Genomic DNA, 18,932 nt, shown 5'->3' on the forward strand with positions numbered 1-18,932 from the left:
TGCGTACAGGTTGCGCACGCTCGCGGTGTCGACTCGAGCAGCACGCGATCCACTCGGCTAGGGCTGCCACCGCGCCGGGCAAGTCACCGCGCCAGCGGTAGCCGCGCACGTCGTGCAGCGCAGTTGCGGCCACGCGATGCTGGCCGGCACTCAGTCGAGGCCGCGCTTGCCCGGCGCCCAGTAGGCTTTCGCGACGAGCCGCCCAGGCGGCACCTCGAGCCGCTTCAGCGCGCGGCGCAAGTGCTGGATCGACGTCGCCTTGCCGGTCAACACGAAGGTGGCGCCGGCTGTCGCCAGGATCGGCAGCAGGCCCTCCACGTCGGCCAGATGCGCGTCCGACGAGCGGCGCGCGAACAACTCGTTCGCATGCAGATCGACCGACGCCAACGCTGCCTCCGCGTCGCCCAGACTGTTCACTTCGAGCAAGCGCCGCACGTTCCGGGTCGGCGCCTGACGCGTGATCGCGTGCGCGATCCCGATCGACGTCTCGTCGCCGAACACCACCAGAGGACCCGCAACACCCCTCACGTCAAGCGAGGCACGAGGACCGAACACGTCGCATTGACTTCCAAGCAGGAAACCTTCCGCCCAGGCGGCGCCCGGTCCCGCTCCGTGCACGTAGACGAGGATGCGTGCCCGGCCGGCCTCGGCATCCCAATCGAGCGGCGTGAAGGTGCGTGCAACGAAGGCCGAGTTCATTGCGATCTGGATCTTCTGTCCCGCAACCCATTCGACATCGCGAAACTGCGGGCTCTCCAGCGTAATGAGACGGAAGCCGTCGCCCACCGTCTGGCAGGCGACCACGGTTGCGCGTTTCATGAACAACTGGATCAGGGTCTGGCTGAACCAGCCCGGCCGGCCGCTCGCGCGCTCGGCAACATTCGTTCTCGTCATCGTCGGATCATCCTGTCGAACGGGGCGTCGGGCTGGCACGCCTGCCGCGTCGCGCGCCGTTCCGGCTTTGCCAAGGAAAGCTCGGCGTGGCGCGTGCGCACCCGGGAATACCAGGATGGTAGGAGGGCAATGACTTGGCTGCATTGGGAAAGGCTGACAATATGTTTTGAGATTCAGCCAAGCCAAAGCCGCGCCGGTCGTCCCGATGCCCATCATCAACAAGCTGTTCCCTCCCGAACAATGGATCGACCCGGATGCGGTGCCGCGGCCGGTGGTCACCTTTGGCATGGCGCTGGAACGACTCGATTCGTTCGAGCTCGACTTCCATCGACACGCCAAGAGCCAATTGCTGTTGACGCTGCGCGGCGTGCTCAGCTGCGAAATCGAGGGCGGACTCTGGTTGGTACCGCCGCAAAGTGCGATCTGGATTCCGGGTGGCACCATGCACAGCGTCACCGCGGCCGGCACGCTGGAGGGATACAACGCGTTCATCGACCCGGCCGTCGCCACTGGGCTGCCCGGCCAATGTTGCAGTTTGACGGCGACGCCTTTGTTGCGCGAACTGATGATCCGCGCCGCGCATCTGCCCATGCTGTACACCGAGGGGGGCATGGAATCGAACCTCGTCACGCTGCTGCTCGACGAGATGCGACTCGCGCCGCTCGGCACGCTGCATTTGCCCATGCCTGCCGACGCCAGACTGCGCGCGCTCGTCGCCGGCCTGATGGCGAATCCTGCCGATCGCGGCACCATGCAAACCTGGGCCGCGCGCAGCGGGATGAGCGAACGCACGCTGGCCCGCCTGATCGCGGCTCAGACGGGTATGAGCTTCGGCCGGTGGCGACAGCAATTGCGCGTCATGCTCGCGTTGCAGTGGCTCGCCAAGGGCTTGTCGATTCAGAAGGTCGCCGACGGCCTCGGTTACGAAAGCGCAGGCAGCTTCGTGACGATGTTCCGCAAGGTGCTGGGAGCGCCGCCGGGGCGCTACATGGCGCGGCGGGAACGCGCTGATCGGGAGGCAAGCGCACCGTAGCGTCGGCGGCGCGCCTTGCGGCCGGCCGCCGAGCGTGCGGCGCCGACGTTTCGCCGAAGCGGCACGCCAACGTCCAGGCTGAGTGCAACGTCTCGCCAGTGCGCGACCGCAGCATGCACTTTGGCAAGGACGGTCAAGGCTTCCTCATTTCCCGGCGAGAAGCAGGACGCACGTGCCGGCGGCATCGAGACGTCGGTGCTTCGGCCACCGCGGCCGGCCAAGCACGCGCCGCCAGACAAGTAGGTGGCGGCCGCGCCATCCCCTGTGCAGACATGAACAGCCAATGTCTGGCGAGGTGCTTGCATGGCGTACCGCCCACCACGGGGCGCTCGCCATCGCGACACATCGACACCGCTGCGGCGCGCTCAGCGACCAGCGCACACCTGGGCCGGTGCATATGCCGAGCATGCGCTCCGTCTGCCTTCATCAGCATCGACAGCGAAGGTCTAGAGCGGCGCCCGGAACATGCAAGCGGGCTCGTTAGCCTTGTTGGTCGGGCGCGGCAGCGCGCTCGCCGCGGCGCGCCCGGCCACGGCGAGTTCGTGCAGCCGGGCCAGCATCACGTCCGCCTGCGGCCCGCTGAAATACAGGCCGTAGCGGGCAGCGTAAGCGGCGACCTGTTGCAGGGTCCATTCTGAATCGGACATGGTATCCACCTCGGTTAACGTGTCACAAGGCAGGACGGCGATCCCGCCATGCCGTTTCGCGTTCGTAGGCGCGTGCAACTCTCAGCACCGTCGCTTCGTCGAACCACTTGCCCGCGATCTGCGCATTGGTCGGCATGCCGTCGGCATCGAACCCGGTGCAGACCGACATCGCGGGATGCCCCGAAATGCTGAACATCGGGCAGGCGCTATCGCTCGTGTACGCAAGCACGCGGTCCGGCTCGCTGAACGGCGGCGCAACGTGATACGCGCCAGGCAGGATCAATGCGTCCAGCGATCGCAGCACGGTATCGATGGCAGTCGTCAGTTCCCTGCGGCGCCGTTGCGCGGCCAGATAGTCGACGCCGCGAATCATGAACCCTGACATCATCTTGTCGCGCAAAGCCTGTCCCATTTCGTGCGCACGGCCGAGAAAATCCGCTTCGTGTATCGACAGCGACTCCGTCCAATTCATGATCCGCAGCGCCTTCTGATATTCGCGCGGCGGCACCGGCAGTGCAATGTCGATCAGCCGCGCGCCTTGCGCGCCCAGTAGCCTGCTCATCTGCTCGATGCCGGCGCGATTCGCGGCATCGAGTTGCGCCTCGTCCTCGCCCAGGTCGCGTACCACGCCGATCACCAGATCCTTGACGCCGTCCTCAAGGCGAGCCGTGAACGACGGCACCGCTTGCGCCGCGCTCGCCGGATCGCGAGCGTCGTGGCCCGCCAGCGCTTCGAGCACCAGCGCGCTGTCCTCGACGGTCCACGCGAGCGCGCCCGGCACGTCAGCGGAGTAGCAGTTCGGCAGCATGCCGTGCCGGCTGATCCGGCCAAACGTAGGCTTGAGCCCTTGCAGGCCGCAGGCAGCTGCGGGCAGCCGCACCGAACCGCCGGTGTCGGAGCCGAGCGCGATCATCGCGGTGCCAGCGGCCACCGATGCGCCGGAGCCGGTCGACGAGCCACCCGTGAACCGGTTCGTGTCCCAAGGATTGCGCGCTGGCGGATACGGTAGATCGAAATGTACCGCGCCGGTGCCGGTGCCGTACTCCCAGGTGTTCAGCTTGCCGAGCAGGATCGCGCCGGCGGCGCGCATTCGTTCGATGGCCGCAGCATCGTAGGACGGCACATGATCGAGCATCAGACGCGATCCCGCGCAGGTGCGAATGCCAGCCGTATAGTAGTTGTCCTTCGCCGCATAAGGTATCCCATGCATTGGTCCGCGGCTGCGGCCGGCGTGCTGCTCCGCTTCGGCCAGCCTGGCCGCGTCGCGCGCGCGGTCGCCGGCGACCAGCAGATAGCTGTGCAGCGCGGCATCGACCGACTCGATCCGCGCAAGATACGCGTCAACGAGATCGACCGGGGACAGCTCGCCCCGCCGGATTGCGCGACCGGCGTCGCCGACCGTCAGGTAATAAAGCGCTGTGTCTATCATCGCGGTGGTTCAGGAAGCGAGAAGTCGGAAGAGGACATGCGGCTGCGGCTCGGGCCGCGGATGCGGATGCGGATGCGGATGCGGATGCGGAAAGTGGCACGCAGCGGCCCGGCGCAGGGGCGCCCGACGCCGGACGATCGGGAGGGCAAGGCGGAGGCTTACGTGCGCCAGCGCGGCGTGCGCTCCCAGCGCGATCATTGCCGCTCGGCGTCGATGAACGGGGCGAGCGCCGCCGCGACGCGCAACAGCTTCGCATCCTCTCGTTCCGCGCCAATCAACTGCACGCCGACCGGCAAGCCTTGCGGACCGGTGGTGCACGGCACCGCCAAGCAGGGCACGTGGAGCAGCGTCCAGATCGAGTTGAAGGTTGCGCTGCCGGTCGACTGCAAGTCTCTCGGCGCTTCGCCAGGTGCGGCGGGCGCCAGCAGGACATCGACCGTATCGAACAGTGCGTCGAGCGCCGCACGGCCCAGCGCCGCGTGCCGGTATGCTTCGCGAAGCGCGGTCGGCGGCAGCAAATTGGCCGGGGCGAAACGCCGCGCCATCTCGGGGTGCATCAGATGCGCGTGGCTCAACTGCAGATGACGGAACGCGCTCTGGCCTTCTCCGACGATGATCGTATCGTGCGCCGCCATCATTTGATCGAACACGGGCGCGAGCGTGATATCGACAACCGTGGCGCCCGCGTCTCGTACGCGTTGCGCGGCCGCCTCGAATGCCTGTGCTCCAGCCGGCTCGATGGCGCCCCATTGCGGCGTGCGGCACACTCCGACACGCACCCGACGCAACGATGAGTGCATCGACAGCGCCTCCTCCAGATCCTCCGCGCACAGTGCGAATGCGCTTGCGACCAGCGCCAGATCGCTGACCGCGCGTCCATACCAACCGACGGTGTCCAGGCTCGTCGACAGCAGCTTCGCGCCTTCCGTGCTGACGCTGCTCCAACTTGGCTTGAGCGCGTACGTACCATTGAACGACGCGGGCCGAATCAACGAGCCGCCGGTCTGGGTGCCGAACGTGAAAGGAACTTGAAAATCAGCCACCGCGGCGCCTGATCCTGACGAAGACCCGCCTGCCGTATGGGCGAGGTTGTGAGGGTTGCAGGTGGCGGCGCGGCGCCCGAATGCCGCGAACTCGACGGTGTCGGTCTTGCCGAGCAGCACCGCGCCGCTCGCACGCGCGGTCGCGACGCACGCGGCATCCTTCGCCGGACGATGATCCGGATAAATGGGCGAATTGTAGGTCGTGGGGAGGACGGCCGTATCGATCATGTCCTTGACGCCGAACGGCAGGCCGTGCAGTGGCCCGCACGGCTGCCCGTTGCGCGCGCGCTTGTCCTGCTCGCGCGCCGCGGCGATCGCACGCGCCGGATCGACGTGCAGCCAGGCCTTCACCGCGTCATCGCGCTCGGCGATGCGGTCCAGGCAGGCGCGCATGAGCGTCTCCGCGCTGAGCATTCCGTCGCGAATCGCGGAGACGGCTTGCGTTGCATTCAATCGATGCGTTTCCATCTTTGCTCCTCGACTACCGCGATGATGTACAGGTTAGAATTTCATCCAGCAGCGTTGTGCGAACGGCCAGACATTCCGTCGCTACCGCTCCCGCAACGCACAGATCAGTCATCCGTGACGCAGACAAACAGAAAAACGCGTATTGCGCGCTCGACGAGCGATAACGTCAGCCGCGGCGAACCGACGCCCACGACGAAAACCGGTCACGCACGCCGGGCAGAGGGCACGAAACGCGCCCATCTGCGAACCAGCGCCGCTGGGCAGCCACTGTATCGGCGCGTGGTGGCGGCGTTGCGCGCGGAAATTCTCAGCGGCGCGCACCCAGTCGGTGGCTTGCTGCCGACCGAACATGCGCTGTGCGAACGTTTCGAGATCAGCCGGCATACGGTGCGCGAGGCCCTGCGCGAATTGCGCGCCGACGGCCTGATCGCTTCGCGCCGCGGCTCCGGCTCCACCGTCATCAATGCGGGCGCGTCGCAAACCTATGTACACGACACGGGCTCGTTCGCCGAGCTCGCGCAATACACCAGTGCGCCGTGGGACATCGTCAGCAATGGCCTGACGCGTATTACCGCGGACGTCGCGGCCCGCCTCGACAGCGTACCGGACGCCAGATGGCTGCACATCCGCGCGCGTCGCCTCAACGAAAGGCTGCTCGGCAGTGGCGATCGCAACACGCGTGCGGCCGTAAGCGACACACACGCTGTCTCGGTATCGTGGACCGAAGTGTTTTTGCATCCTGACTATGCGCAGGTGGCACGGTTGATCGGCAAGCATCCGAGGCCCGTGTACGAGTTGATTTTCGACCTGTATGGACAGCGCATCGGCGAAGTCGAACAAGTCATCTTCGTGCGGCCGGTACGCGGCGATGTCGCAAAACATCTCGCGTTGGCCGATGGCGATCTGGTCGTCCACGTCGAGCGGCTCTACCGGCTGCCGTCGGGGCGACCAATCAATCTGTCGATCAACATCTACCCAAGCGATCAGTTCCGTTTCGCGATGAAATTGCGGAGCCTGCCCCGTTGAACAGCCGGCGCGACAGCCTGGTGCGACAGGCTGCCGTTTCGGATCAAGCCAACATCGGCGCACGACGGGTGTGGAAGTCCGTGACGGCTTGATACGCTACCGCCGCCTGCAGCAGCAAGGGCTCATTCCACCAGGCCGCTTCCAGTTGCAGGCCGAGGGGCATGCCAGTCGCGCTGAAGCCGCACGGAATCGAGATGCCGGGAATGCCACCGTAGGCACCCGCATAGGTATTGACGGTCGCGCGCCGCGTCGCTTCGAGCAAATTGGCGCCGTCGTCGATCAAGGGGGCGCCGCCGGGCGAGGTCGGCGAAAGCAGCAGATCGACGCCGTGGAATAGCTGCGCGAGTTGGCGCCGCCAGCGGATGCGGAAGGCTTGAGCCTGCGCATACCGCACGCCAGTTACCTGCAAGCCATGCCGCATCCGCTCGACCACCGAGGCAGTGATGGTTTCCGGCGCATTACTCAGCCGCTCGAAGAAGACACTGCACACGTCCGAGAAGATGCTCGCGCTGGCATGCGCATGCACCTCGGGTGCGAGTGGCAGGTCGACATCGATCAGCACCGCGCCGGCCCGTTCCAGTTCCGCAGCGGCGGCCATCACCTTATCGGCCACGCCGGCTTCGAGCTGCTCGAAATACGGCTTTTGCGCAATGCCGATACGCTTGCCTCGAATGCCGTCGTTCAAAGTTGGCAGGAAGTTGTGCAACAGCGACTCGATACTCGCGTTGGCCGCTCGACTAGGCGGCACCGCGTTCGGATCGCCATCGTCGTAGCCGGCGATTACCGCAAACAGACGTGCGACATCCGTTGCGGCACGCGCGATCGGCCCGACCGTATCATTGTGTTCGCTGACCGGCACCACGCCGTTGATCGGCACCCGCCCATGCGTTACGCGCAGACCCGTCAACCCGTTATAGCAGGCAGGCCCGCGCACCGAGCCGCCGGTATCGGTGCCAAGCGAGCCGGTGCAGAAGTCGGCCGCGACGCTGACGGCCGAACCACCGCTCGACCCGCCTGGAATGCGCTCCCGGTCCCATGGATTGCGGCACTGCCCGCCCACCGCGCTGAACGATCTGGACCCGAAGGCAAGTTCGGCCATATTCGCCTTGCCGACGATCACCGCGCCCGCGCGGCGCAGCCGCGCGACCACCGGTGCGTCGGTCTGCGCGATATTGTCAGCCAGAAACCGGGCGCCCGCGGTGGTCGGCAGGCCCGCCATATCGATATTGTCTTTGACGGACACGGTCATACCGTGCAGCAGCCCGAGGCATTCGCCTCGCGCCAGCGCCGCATCCGCGCGCGCCGCGTCTTGCAGCGCGGCATCCGGGGTGGGCAGGATCATTGCATTCAGCGCGTCGTTGAATCGCGCCATGTTGCCGAGCTGCGCGCGCGTCTGGTTCGTGAAGAGGTCCATAAGGTCGCTCCCTGCTGAGGAATACCGAGAAAGAGGCATCAACACCGATGCCGTGCGTGCCGCTGCCAACTGATTCCCGCAATGATCAGCCCGATGACGATCACACCGGCCAGCATCGCGTAGGCGGCCCGGCAGCCGCCAATGAACGCGGCGATATCCTGTGCCGAGAGAGCGGAAAGCTGTCCCGAATACACACTGCGCTGGCGGGACGCTGTCAACGGCGCTGTCGCCACGCTGAGGGCCAGCGCGCTGCCGGTCGCGAAACCGGTGTTCTGCAATGTCGACCGGATGCCATTCGCAATGCCCCGCTGGCTGGGCGGTGCGCTGTGCATGATCGTCTGGGTGTTCGGCGTCAGGAACAGGCCTGCGCCCCCTCCCAACAGGAACATGCCAGTCATCAAGCCAGCATACGGGTCGGCCCGCGCCGCGCAACTGGCCAGCACGAGTAGCGCGGTCATGCATACGGCCAGCGCAACCGTGCAGATCGTCAGACCGTGGTAACGGCTCGTCAGCCGCGCGGCCAATGGCGAAGCGAGCATCATGCCGATTGGGGAAGGTGCGACCGCCAAGCCCGCCGCCGACGGGCTGCTGCCGTGTGCCGCCTGCAGCAGCAGCGTGGTGAGCAGAATCCCGGAGATCTGCGTGAACGCGACGATCGTGACCAGCGCGTATGCGGTGGCACGCACACCATCGCGGACCAGGCGCAGGTCCACGAGCGGTTCCGGCTCGCGCGCCTGGTGCATCAGAAAGGCAGCTAGCGCAAGCAGACCGATGCCGCCGGCCACGCCGACGCGGCGGCTGCCCCAGCCTTGCGGCCCGCCCATCGACAGCGCATAGACAATGGCGCCCAGCGCGAGACACGACAGGACGGCGCCGGCGAAATCAAAACGCTCCGTGCTGCGAGGCCGCGTTTCTCGCAGCGACCTGCGGGCCCACGCCAGCGCTACAACGCCGAGCGGCAGATTGACGATGAAGATGGCTCGCCAATCGAAGTGAGTGACGATCAGTCCGCCAAAGATCGGACCCAAGCCCTGCGCTGCGGCCGAAACGGTCGCATTCAAGCCAAGAGCAAGGCCGAGCTGCCGGGTGGGAAAAGCGTCGGTGAGCAACGCCGTTGTGTTGGTGATGACCGCCGCGGCGCCGACGGCCTGTATGCAGCGGCAGGCGAGCAGGACTTCGATGGTGGGCGACGCGGCGCAACCGGCACTGCCCACGACGAGAACGGCCAGACCGAGCAGGTACAGACGTCTGCGCCCGATCAGGTCGGCCAGCCGACCGAAAATCAGGATCAGCGCCGTGGTGACGAGCATGTAGCTGAGCAGAATCCAGCTGGCTTGCGCGGGCGAGGCATGCAGCGAGCGCACCAGGACCGGCAACGCGACGTTGAGCGTGCTGGCATTGACGAAGCACAGCAGCACGCCCAACGTAGTCACGGACAGCACGCGCCAGGCGTAGCGTTCGGAGCGCTGTGCGTTCGGCCGCTGCGCCACGGCGGTGTCGAGCGACTCCACCAGAATCAACCCAACGCGGAAGGAAAACCTGCTGGACGGCGCAGGTGATGGTCGGTGGCCTGTTGGTAGTGCGCACCGAGCGCCAGCACGGTCGCATCCCGCCAACGCGGCGCAACAAGTTGCATGCCGACCGGTAGTCCGTTCGCGGCGAAACCGATCGGCACCGACAGCGCAGGCACGCCGGCCATTGCCCACGCCGACGTGAAACGCGAAAGCGCGCGCGTGGTCGCCAGCATTTGCGCCGCGTCACGGGCGAGCGGCGCAGTAATCGGTACGGTCGGCGTGATGATCACGTCGAGATCGCGGAACGTCGCGTCCAGCTCGCGAAGCCAGCGTTCCCTGAAACGCAGCGCGCCGACGTAGGTTTCGCTCGAGGTGTTCTTGCCGATCAGCAAGCGGTCGAGCACGTCGGGCCCGAACACCTCCGGCGTCTCGACGAGGCGCGCCGCATGCACGGCCGCCGCATCGGCGGCGAGCACCGGCATCAGGTGCTGTTGCGCGAATGGCGCTTCCCGGAGTGAAATGTGTCGCACGTCGGCGCCGAGTTCGCGCAGCGTATGGAGCGCGTCGACGAGACGCGACGCGACTTCCGGATCGGTATCGTCGCCCAGACACCAATCCCGCGGTACACCGATGCGCAAGTGACGCACGCCCTGCGCGAAGGCCTGAGACCAACTGCGGATGGGTTCGGCGCCGCTGCATGAGTCGCCCGCGTCGTAGCCGGCGATGATCTCGTACACCCTCGCGACCTCGGCCACGGTCCGGGCAAGCGGCCCGATCGTGTCGAACGCATCGCTGACCGGGAAGCAGCCGGTATTCGGTACGGCGCCGTGCGTCGGCCGCAGGCCAGCCACGCCGTTCAACGCCGCGGGGATGCGAATGGAGCCGCCGGTATCGGTACCCAGCGAAACGTCGCACATACCAGCGGCCACCGAACTACCGGAGCCGCCGCTGGAGCCGCCGGGTACCGCCTCATCGTGCCAACCGTTACGGGCCAGTCCATGATGCGGGTTCTGCGTGGTGCCGCCGAAGGCGAACTCGTGCAAATTGGCCTTGCCGATGATCAGCGCGCCCGCCTGGCGCAGCCGCGAAACAACCGGCGCGTCGCGACTCGGCACATTGTCCGCGAAGAACGCGGAGCCCATCGTCGTGCGCAGTCCGCGCGTGTCGATGTTGTCCTTGAGGCTGACGATCAGGCCGGCGCCCGGCAGGTTACCCCGGCGCCCGGCTTGTTCAATGGCGGCGGCGTCTTCCAGCGCCGCGGGGTTGACGCTGATCATCGCATGCAGCACCGGGTTGCGTTGCGCGATTGCGTCCAGGCATAGACGAGTACGTTCGATCAGTTTCATGAGCTGCGGCGTAAGCGAAAGGGGTGGAAGCGGAGGCGCGCGAGGCGAAAGGTCCGGGCGTCGGTGCTCAACTCATGCGGATCGGCGTCAGGTCCTGGAACCAGGACTGTGCCTGTACGAAACCCTTCACGCGGCTGCTTAACGCACGCGGGTTCAGATCATGGGCGGCGAACAGGAACAACGCGCGATCGACCACCTCGCCATGGATTGCGGCGAGCATCGCGTCCTGTTTCTTCGTATCGGTCGACAGCTGGACCGCCTCAAATTGCTTGTCCATTGCGGGATCGCTGAAGCGGCTCCAGTTCACGCCGTTCGGCGCGGCCATATTGGTCTGCAGGATTCGCGCGAACGCTCGAAACGGGTCGAACGGCCCTTGGGAGATGTTCATCGCCATGCAGCCCCGCGACGCCGGTGTTCCGGCGCCCGCCTTCCAGGCCTCGATCAGCGACTGCCACTCGAACACTTCCAACTGGATATCGAAGCCGACCTCGCGCAGGTTTTGCTGGATGAACTCGTTCATCGGCACCGGCTGCATCTGGCCCGAGCCGCTGCTGGAAATCGCAACCTTGGTGCGAAGTGGCTTGGCGGGCGTGTATCCCGCTTCGGCCATCAGCTTGCGGGCGGCTTCGCGGTCGTGAATCAGCTTGAACGTCGGATGTCCGTACCAAGGATGGCCCGGCGGCACCACGCCGGCGCCCTCGAGCATCAGGCCGCCGAGCAACTGCTTGAGTCCTGCGCGATCGATGCCGAGATTGGCCGCCTTGCGTATGCGCAGATCGCGCCACGGCGAGTTCGGCGTCTGCGACAGGAACCACATCCAGTTGTGCGGGTACTGATTCGTCACGACTTGGAAACCGCCCGCCTTCAGTGCGGGGACCGCGTCGGGCGCGGGCGCCTCGATGAAGTCCACCTGTCCCGATTGCAATGCGGCAACGCGGGTGTTCGCATCCGGGATCGGCATCAAGACCAGTTGCGCACTTTTCGGCATACGGGCCGGATCCCAGTAATTCGGATTACGCACCATCACTGCGCGCTCTTGCGGCTTGAAGGTGCGGAGCATCCATGGCCCGGTGCCGACCGCCTGACTCATATATTTGTTCCAGTCCTTCCCCGCAGCCTCCCACGCGCCGCGATGAAGGATATTCAGCCAGGTCATCGCATAGGGCAGCGTGCCGTCGGGCACGCTGGTCTCGATCCACACCTTGTTCGGACCCTCCTTCCCCCACGCGGCGACGTTCGGCACTTGCGGCAGCACCTGGCTGTACGCGCGCGGGTCGAACGCGGCAGCATCGCGCTTGAACGCGCGATCAAGCGTGAAGACCACGTCGTCCGCATCGAAGACGTGGCCATCGTGAAATTTCACGTTCTCACGCAAGGTGAAGTGCCATCGCTTCTTGTTGGCCGCGTCGGGTTGCCAGGATGTCGCCAAGCCCGGCTTCAACGTGGCAGGTCGATCGGCATGCGAAAGGTCCCACTCGACGAGCTGATCGTACAGCGTCACGCCCATGAAACGCTGTCCCTCACCGCCTTGATCCGGCGCGCCGTTGGAACTCGGCACCGCGCTCACGGTCATGCCAACGCGCAGCGTCCCGGAAACAGTCTGCGCCTGGGCGAGATTGATTCGAAAGGCGGCCGCCGAGAGGGCAGCGGCCGAGGCGGCCATGCCACCCACGAAACGGCGGCGGTTTGAGTTGATCGACATCGTGCAGGGCTCCGCGATGGAAGAGGACCGGGAAGAACGACAGGGCGACGCGCGCGAGACGGTTGGAATCGTCGTCATTCTATGCACAGAAAAAAATATGCACGGACAAATTATTCAATCACTTCCCGTTACGGTTCACGCGGAGATCGGCATTTTATTGGCTTGTTGCGATGCATTATTTTTGCGGTTCCAATGTGACCGTACTACTTGCGCGAGCGCTCGGATGGAGAACTTGGTCGTGAACGGACATCAGACACAGCCGAAGGTGATCGCCCCGCAACGGTTGGCAGCGACTCCCTTGCGCCCACAAACCGTGGTGCCCGAACTCGCGCCGAACGTCGACGTCGGGGGGCCCGCGCAACCGCTGCTGATGGTGCGCAACCTCGCCAAATATTTCCCGCTCAAGCGCACAAGCTGGCTCGACGCCGCCCTTGGTCGCGCACCCGACGCGGTGCGCGCGGTCGATGCGCTGAGCTTCGAAATTCTCAAGGGCGAGACGCTCGGCGTGGTCGGCGAGTCAGGCTGCGGCAAGTCCACCACGTCGCGATTGATGATGGCCCTGCAACGACCGACAGCCGGCGAAATCATCTTCGATGGCGAGCTGGTCGGCTCGCGCGCGCTGCCGCTCAAGGCCTACCGGCGCCAGGTGCAAATGGTCTTCCAGGATAGCTACGCCTCGCTCAATCCACGTGCGAGCATCGAGGACTCGATTGCTTTCCCGCTGCGCGTGCACGGCATCGACCGGCGTACCGCCACGGCCCGCGCGCATGACCTTCTCGATGCGGTGGGACTGCATCCCGCCCAGTTCGCGCGACGTTTTCCGCATCAGCTGTCGGGCGGCCAGCGGCAACGTATCAACATTGCGCGCGCGCTGGCGCTCAAGCCCCGGCTCGTGATTCTCGACGAGCCGGTTTCGGCGCTCGACAAATCGGTCGAGGCTCAGGTGCTCAATCTGCTGGTCGACCTGAAGTCGCAGTTCGGGCTGACGTATATGTTCATCAGCCACGATCTGAATGTCGTCCAGTACATCGCAGACCGCATCCTGGTGATGTATCTCGGCAAGCCGGCCGAAATCGGTGATGCGCGGGATGTCTTCGACGATCCGGCTCATCCGTACACCGCCGCATTGCTCGCCAGCCGGCCAACTGCCCGGCGCAGGCGAAGTCAGAGCGGGGACGCGCATGTCGCAGCGATGGCGCACACGCAGGTGCCAACCGGCACGGCGCCGTTGCGCGGCGATCCCCCGAATCCGATCAATCCCCCATCGGGCTGTGTGTTTCGGACGCGGTGTGCCCATGCCGAAGACGTCTGCGCGGTGACGGTGCCGCCGTTGACGCCGGTCACCGCAGTCGATGTCGCCCGACTCGGCGCGCCGTCCGCTGCGTCTGCCGCGCCGGGCCGCGCGTCATTGCGGACCGATATGCCCGCGCATCTCGCTGCGTGCCTGCGCCAATTGCCGCAAAGCGGCCACAGCGCCGCTCCGCCGCCGAAGCCGGCAGCCGCCGTGGCGCCGACGACGGTCCACGCGGTCGACGAGGTGACGCAATGAACCCCGCGTTGGTGTACGCGCGCGACCTGCGCGTGAGCTTCGTATCGCCTGAACGCACGGTCGATGTGGTCCGCGGCGTCGACGTCGATCTGCAAGCCGGCGAAACACTGTGCCTGCTCGGCGAATCCGGTTCGGGCAAGAGCGTCATGCTGCGCGCGTTGATGGGTCTGAATCCCGCCGCGACAACGCGCCTGTCCGGCACCCTGCAGGTGGCCGGGCGCGATGCGCTTGCCGACGGCGGCAGAGCCTTGCGCGCGATGCGCGGCGGGACGGTGTCGATGATCTTCCAGGAACCGATGACGGCACTTGATCCCGTCTTCACCGTGGGAGACCAGATCGCGGAGACCATCGTGCGCCACGAAGGCGTGAATTGGAAGACGGCGCGGGCACGCGCGCTGTCCTTGATCGAACGTGTGCAAGTGCCTTCCGCGCGCCGCCGGATGCAGGCCTATCCGCACGAACTCTCCGGCGGCTTGCGACAACGGATGATGATCGCGATGGCATTGTCATGCCGCCCCAAGCTGCTGCTCGCCGACGAACCCACCACGGCGCTCGATGCCAGCGTGCAGATCCAGATTCTCACACTGCTGCGCGAGCTGCAGGCCGAGATGGGCATGGGCGTGATCTTCGTCACGCACGACCTCGAGGTAGCCGCGGAGATCGCCGATCGCGTCATGGTGATGTACGCGGGCCGGATGGTCGAACGCGGGCTGGTCGACGACATCATGGATGAACCGTTGCACCCCTATACCCAGGGTCTGATGGCGGCAACCGTGCTACCCGGCAGCGCCGGCGCGCGCCTCGAGACGATACCCGGCGCGCCGCCGCGGCCGGAGCGCCCGCCACCGGGCTGCGCCTTCTCGCCGCGCTGTAGCCGCGTCGTCCCCGCGTGTTCGTTGGAGGTACCGGCTTTCGCGCGCGGTGCCACGCACGACGCGCGCTGCATTCGCATCGATGAACGAGCGCCACGCGCAAGGTGAGGTCCGCATGCTTCGTTATCTGATACGTCGTCTGCTGTATGCCGTGCCCATCGTGGTGGCGGTCGGCTTCGTTTGCTTCATGCTCGTGCATATCGCGCCAGGCGACCCGATCAACGCGATCGTGTCGCCCGACACACCGGAGGCCATCATCGCGCAGATTCGCGCGCAGTACGGCTTGGACCGCCCACTGGCGGTGCAATTCGGCCTGTGGCTGGTGAAGGTCTGCCACGGCGATCTGGGAACATCCATTGCCACTGGACGTCCGGTCGCAAACGAACTCTTCGCCGCGATGGGCGCAACGGTGCGCCTGTCGTTGATCGCGGCCTTGCTCGGTTTCGTCGGCGGCACGATTCTCGGCTTGTTGGCGGCCTGGTTTCGCGGCTCAATGCTGGACAAGTGCTTGAGCACGGTGGCCGCGGCAGGCGTCTCGATTCCGCACTATTGGCTCGGCATGTTGCTGGTGGTGGTCTTCAGCGTAAAGCTGCAGCTGCTGCCGGCGATGGGCGCCGGCAGCAGCGATTCGAACGTCTGGCAGTGGGACGCGGCGCACATGCGCTTCCTGGTCCTGCCGGCGCTGACGCTGAGCATCATCCCAATGGGCATCGTAATGCGTACCGTGCATGGCGCGTTCATCGAGGTGATGAACCAGGAGTTCGTCGTCACCCTGCACGCCAAAGGCCTGCAGGGCCGCCGCATCGCCTTCCACATGCTGAAGAACGCCGCGCCGTCGGTGCTCGCCGTGATGGGCCTGCAACTCGGTTACCTGATCGGTGGCTCGATCCTGGTCGAGACCGTCTTCGCGTGGCCGGGAACGGGCTACCTGCTCAACCAGGCGATCTTCCAACGTGACCTGCCGATGCTGCAAGGCACGATTCTGGTGCTGGCGCTGGTCTTCGTGATCCTCAATCTGCTGGTGGACGTATGCCAGACCCTGCTCGATCCTCGGATACGCCGCACATGAATGTACCGGACACGGTAGTTACCGGGCGCGCCGCCGCCCTCGCCGCTGACGATTCGCTGGTGCAGGGCGAAGGTTTCTGGCTCGGCATCCGTCGGCGCCTGCTGCGCGACCGGTTGACGTTGTGCTGTGCGGCGGTGCTGGCGCTGATGCTGCTCGCCATCCTGTCTGCACCCTGGCTGGCACCCGGCGATCCCTATCAAGGCAGCATGCTGCAGCGCCTACGCCCGATCGGCACGCCAGGGCATTTGCTCGGTACCGACGAACTCGGCCGTGACATGCTGACCCGCCTGCTGTACGGCGGTCGCCTCTCGTGGTTGCTCGGCATCACGCCGGTGCTGATTGCGATGGTGGTCGGCGGCGCCCTCGGCATCGTGGCCGGCTTCGCGGGCGGCTGGCTGAACATGGTAATCATGCGCACGACGGACGTGTTCTATGCGTTCCCGTCGGTGCTGCTCGCGGTAGCGATCAGCGGGGCGCTCGGTCCGGGCATCGGCAACGCCATCCTGTCGCTCTGCCTGGTGTTCGTGCCGCAGATCATCCGGGTGGCGGAAACCGCCACCACCGCGGTGCGCAATCTCGACTATGTGGAGTCGGCCCGCGCGAACGGTGCGTCCGCCTGGGCGAATATCTGGCATCAGATCCTGCCCAACGTGCTCGGCACCATCTTCACGTACAGCACGAGTCTGGTCAGCGTATCGATGGTCCTCGCGTCCGGTCTGTCCTTCCTGGGCCTTGGATCGCGCCCGCCGGACGCCGAGTGGGGCCTGATGCTCAACACCCTGCGCACGGCGGTCTACCTGCAGCCGATGATCGCATTGCTTCCCGGACTGTGCATCTTCGTGACCAGCGTGTGCTTCAACCTGCTAAGCGAAGGACTGCGCTCCGCGATGGAATTGAAACGATGAGCGTCGCCGGCCCCGCGAACCTGCCGACCCGCAACACCACGGCCGTGCCCGGCGGCGCATTGCACGAGGACCATCGAAATGCGTGAAGCCGACATCATGGCCACCGAAGTCAGCCGCGAGCACGCCATGCAACGACCTGCCGAGACCCTGCGTCTGAGCGTTGCAGCAACGGCCATCGCGATGCATGGCGTGACGCCGCGGACCGACCCCGGCACCGTTGCCAGCGAGATGCTGCGCTTGAATGCGCAGGTGCGCGATGGCGCCAGGGCTCACCTCGATTATCGAGCGCAACCGGCCGATTTCCCGGCAACGCTGCGCGCGGTCGCTGATCCGGTACACGCGCTGCGCTTCGACGAGCGCACCGACGATCGCCGTCACGGCTTCGGCTGGCACGGCGAGTACGACGCGGCCAGCTTCTCGCCAAGCGCCAACCGCTTTCCGTTCAATAGCCTCGCCAGCGCGGCCGCGGCCTTGCGCCGGGGCGAAACCACTTCGGTCGCGCTGACACGTCATGCGCTCGCGCTGGCGCGGCACAGTGCGTCGCGTCTGAACGCCTTTGTCGAGATCCGTGCGGAAGACGCACTTGCGCAGGCACAACGCTGCGATGCCGAAGCTCGCGCCGGGCACTGGCGCGGTCCGCTGCACGGCATCCCGCTCGCGCACAAGGATTGCTTCTTCCGCGAAGGACAAACGATGACCGTGGGCGCGCGCGTCACGCGCGCGCCGCTGCCGGGCGAACGCACCGCACACGTTCTGGACAGACTCGATGCGGCCGGCGCGGTCAGCATCGGAACGCTCAGCCTCAGCGAATTCGTCTGCGGACCGACCGGACAAAATCCCGGCTTTGGCGACTGCGCAAACGCATGGGATCCGAACCGAATTTCGGGTGGCTCGTCCAGCGGCTCGGGCGTCGCAGTCGCAGCCGGCATCATCTATGGCGCCCTCGGCTCGGACACCGGCGGTTCCACCCGCCTGCCCGCCGCCCTGAATGGCCTGTACGGCATCAAGCCGACCTATGGCTTGGTGTCCCGCGCTGGCAGCTTCCCCCGCGCATTTTCCCTCGATACGATCGGACCACTGGCACGCACGGCAGGCGACTGTGCGCTGCTGCTCAGCGAGGTCGCCGGTCACGATCCCGCTGACCCCAGCTCAAGCGCGATGCCGGTGCCTGACTATGCGGCGCTGCTGTGTGCGCCGTCCACGCGCAGCGCACGGGTCGGCGCATTGCTGCCCGTGGGCGGGCTCGACGCGGAAGTCCAGACCGCCTTCGACGTGTTCCTGCGGCAGGTCGCGCAACACTATGCGTTGCGGCGCGACATACCGTTCGCCACCCAGGAGACGTGCTACGCGATGGGCGACGTGCTCGCAAAGGTCGAGGGCGCGACCTTGCACCGCGAATGGATGAGCGTGCAAGCCGACCGGTATTCGCAAGCGGTATTCTCGCGTACCGAGATCGGACTGCATGTGCCAGCCGCGCGCTATCTCGAAGCGCTGTCGGTAAGGGCACGGCTGCTGCGGGAATTCGTCGAGGAGACGATGGGCGATTGCGACGTGCTTGTGTGTCCGACTACGCCAGTGACGACCCCCACGCGCGAGGCGGCCGACATGGAAGCGCGTGACAAGGTATTCGGCGTGGTCGCGGCGCTCACGCGGCTGACCCGTGCCTTCAATTATCTCGGTGTCCCGGTTCTGAACATGCCGATCGGACTGGACAGCCACGGCATGCCGATCGGCGTGCAGTTGATCGGTCGCCCTTACGGCGAGGCGCGCCTGTTCGCGATGGCAGCCGCGCTGGCGCCCGCGCTTGGCTGGCCGCACCTCGCCGCATCGGCGCCGACATCGCCGAGTGCGCCGCCGCTCACGCCGCTGATGCCGTGAGACGCGCTTCATCGGTCGCTCAGTTCGGCCGGGCGCGGCACACTGCCCACGTGAGTCGCGAGCACGCGCGTGCCGCGCGGCGCTGACATCGCTTGATCCGTTGACTGCGTGATGGCCCGCGGATTACCACTGGCGGCAAGCGC

15 protein-coding genes are annotated in these 18,932 nt (G+C 66.1%); 7 read left to right on the top strand and 8 right to left on the bottom strand.

What is annotated here, in order from left to right; all coding sequences use genetic code 11:
- Nucleotides 1-150 precede the first annotated feature (150 nt).
- Complete coding sequence (locus BLU54_RS19245; protein ID WP_170845235.1) at nt 151-894, bottom strand: siderophore-interacting protein; 744 nt, start codon at nt 892-894, stop codon at nt 151-153.
- A gap of 205 nt (nt 895-1,099) precedes the next feature.
- Between BLU54_RS19245 and BLU54_RS19250 the strand changes: the two genes are divergently transcribed.
- Nucleotides 1,100-1,927 (top strand): AraC family transcriptional regulator, encoded by an 828-nt coding sequence (locus BLU54_RS19250; protein WP_091912038.1) that lies wholly within the window; start codon nt 1,100-1,102, stop codon nt 1,925-1,927.
- Nucleotides 1,928-2,373: 446 nt separating this feature from the next.
- Here the strand turns inward: BLU54_RS19250 and BLU54_RS19255 are convergent, their stop codons facing one another.
- From BLU54_RS19255 to BLU54_RS19270, 3 genes are all read right to left on the bottom strand, one after another.
- A complete protein-coding gene (locus BLU54_RS19255) occupies nt 2,374-2,574 on the bottom strand; it encodes a hypothetical protein (RefSeq protein WP_139169764.1) in 201 nt (66 codons plus the stop codon).
- 22 nt (nt 2,575-2,596) lie between these two features.
- Nucleotides 2,597-4,003, bottom strand: coding sequence for an amidase (locus BLU54_RS19260; protein WP_091912043.1), 1,407 nt, complete (start codon nt 4,001-4,003; stop codon nt 2,597-2,599).
- A gap of 194 nt (nt 4,004-4,197) precedes the next feature.
- On the bottom strand, nt 4,198-5,514 hold the full coding sequence (locus BLU54_RS19270; protein ID WP_091912048.1) for an amidase: 1,317 nt from the start codon (nt 5,512-5,514) through the stop codon (nt 4,198-4,200).
- Between the two features lie 24 nt (nt 5,515-5,538).
- On the opposite strand from BLU54_RS19270, the gene BLU54_RS23470 reads away from it, so the two are divergent.
- On the top strand, nt 5,539-6,540 hold the full coding sequence (locus BLU54_RS23470) for a GntR family transcriptional regulator (protein WP_268874549.1): 1,002 nt from the start codon (nt 5,539-5,541) through the stop codon (nt 6,538-6,540).
- Between the two features lie 43 nt (nt 6,541-6,583).
- On the opposite strand, the gene BLU54_RS19280 is transcribed toward BLU54_RS23470, so the two are convergent.
- The 4 genes from BLU54_RS19280 to BLU54_RS19295 all read right to left on the bottom strand — a co-directional run bounded on the left by BLU54_RS19280 (nt 6,584) and on the right by BLU54_RS19295 (nt 12,516).
- Entirely contained in the window at nt 6,584-7,954 is a 1,371-nt protein-coding gene (locus BLU54_RS19280; protein ID WP_170845237.1) for an amidase, read from the bottom strand.
- A 38-nt stretch (nt 7,955-7,992) separates the two neighbouring features.
- The gene (locus BLU54_RS19285) at nt 7,993-9,465 is read right to left on the bottom strand and encodes an MFS transporter (protein ID WP_235838036.1); all 1,473 of its coding nucleotides are present in this window, start codon (nt 9,463-9,465) and stop codon (nt 7,993-7,995) included.
- 5 nt (nt 9,466-9,470) lie between these two features.
- Nucleotides 9,471-10,814, bottom strand: a complete 1,344-nt coding sequence (locus BLU54_RS19290) for an amidase (protein WP_091912054.1) — start codon at nt 10,812-10,814, stop codon at nt 9,471-9,473.
- Between the two features lie 67 nt (nt 10,815-10,881).
- Complete coding sequence (locus BLU54_RS19295) at nt 10,882-12,516, bottom strand: ABC transporter substrate-binding protein (protein ID WP_091912056.1); 1,635 nt, start codon at nt 12,514-12,516, stop codon at nt 10,882-10,884.
- Nucleotides 12,517-12,886: 370 nt separating this feature from the next.
- Here BLU54_RS19295 and BLU54_RS19300 point away from each other — a divergent pair, with 370 nt between their 5' ends.
- The 5 genes from BLU54_RS19300 (at nt 12,887) to BLU54_RS19320 (ending at nt 18,789) form a co-directional block, all read left to right on the top strand.
- Entirely contained in the window at nt 12,887-14,065 is a 1,179-nt protein-coding gene (locus BLU54_RS19300; protein WP_235838037.1) for an ABC transporter ATP-binding protein, read from the top strand.
- On the top strand, nt 14,062-15,045 hold the full coding sequence (locus tag BLU54_RS19305) for an ABC transporter ATP-binding protein (RefSeq protein WP_091912060.1): 984 nt from the start codon (nt 14,062-14,064) through the stop codon (nt 15,043-15,045). Before BLU54_RS19300 ends, BLU54_RS19305 begins: the two co-directional genes overlap by 4 nt.
- A gap of 7 nt (nt 15,046-15,052) precedes the next feature.
- Nucleotides 15,053-16,006 carry an ABC transporter permease gene (locus BLU54_RS19310; protein ID WP_091912199.1) on the top strand — a complete coding sequence of 318 codons (954 nt, stop codon included), beginning with the start codon at nt 15,053-15,055 and terminating at the stop codon, nt 16,004-16,006.
- Nucleotides 16,003-16,911 (top strand): ABC transporter permease, encoded by a 909-nt coding sequence (locus BLU54_RS19315; RefSeq protein ID WP_091912062.1) that lies wholly within the window; start codon nt 16,003-16,005, stop codon nt 16,909-16,911. The genes BLU54_RS19310 and BLU54_RS19315 overlap by 4 nt, the downstream gene beginning before the upstream one ends.
- Before the next feature lie 78 nt (nt 16,912-16,989).
- Entirely contained in the window at nt 16,990-18,789 is a 1,800-nt protein-coding gene (locus tag BLU54_RS19320; protein ID WP_091912064.1) for an amidase, read from the top strand.
- Nucleotides 18,790-18,932 lie beyond the last annotated feature (143 nt).

This window comes from Chitinasiproducens palmae (assembly GCF_900095735.1).
In the GTDB taxonomy this organism is placed as follows: Bacteria; Pseudomonadota; Gammaproteobacteria; order Burkholderiales; family Burkholderiaceae; genus Chitinasiproducens; species Chitinasiproducens palmae.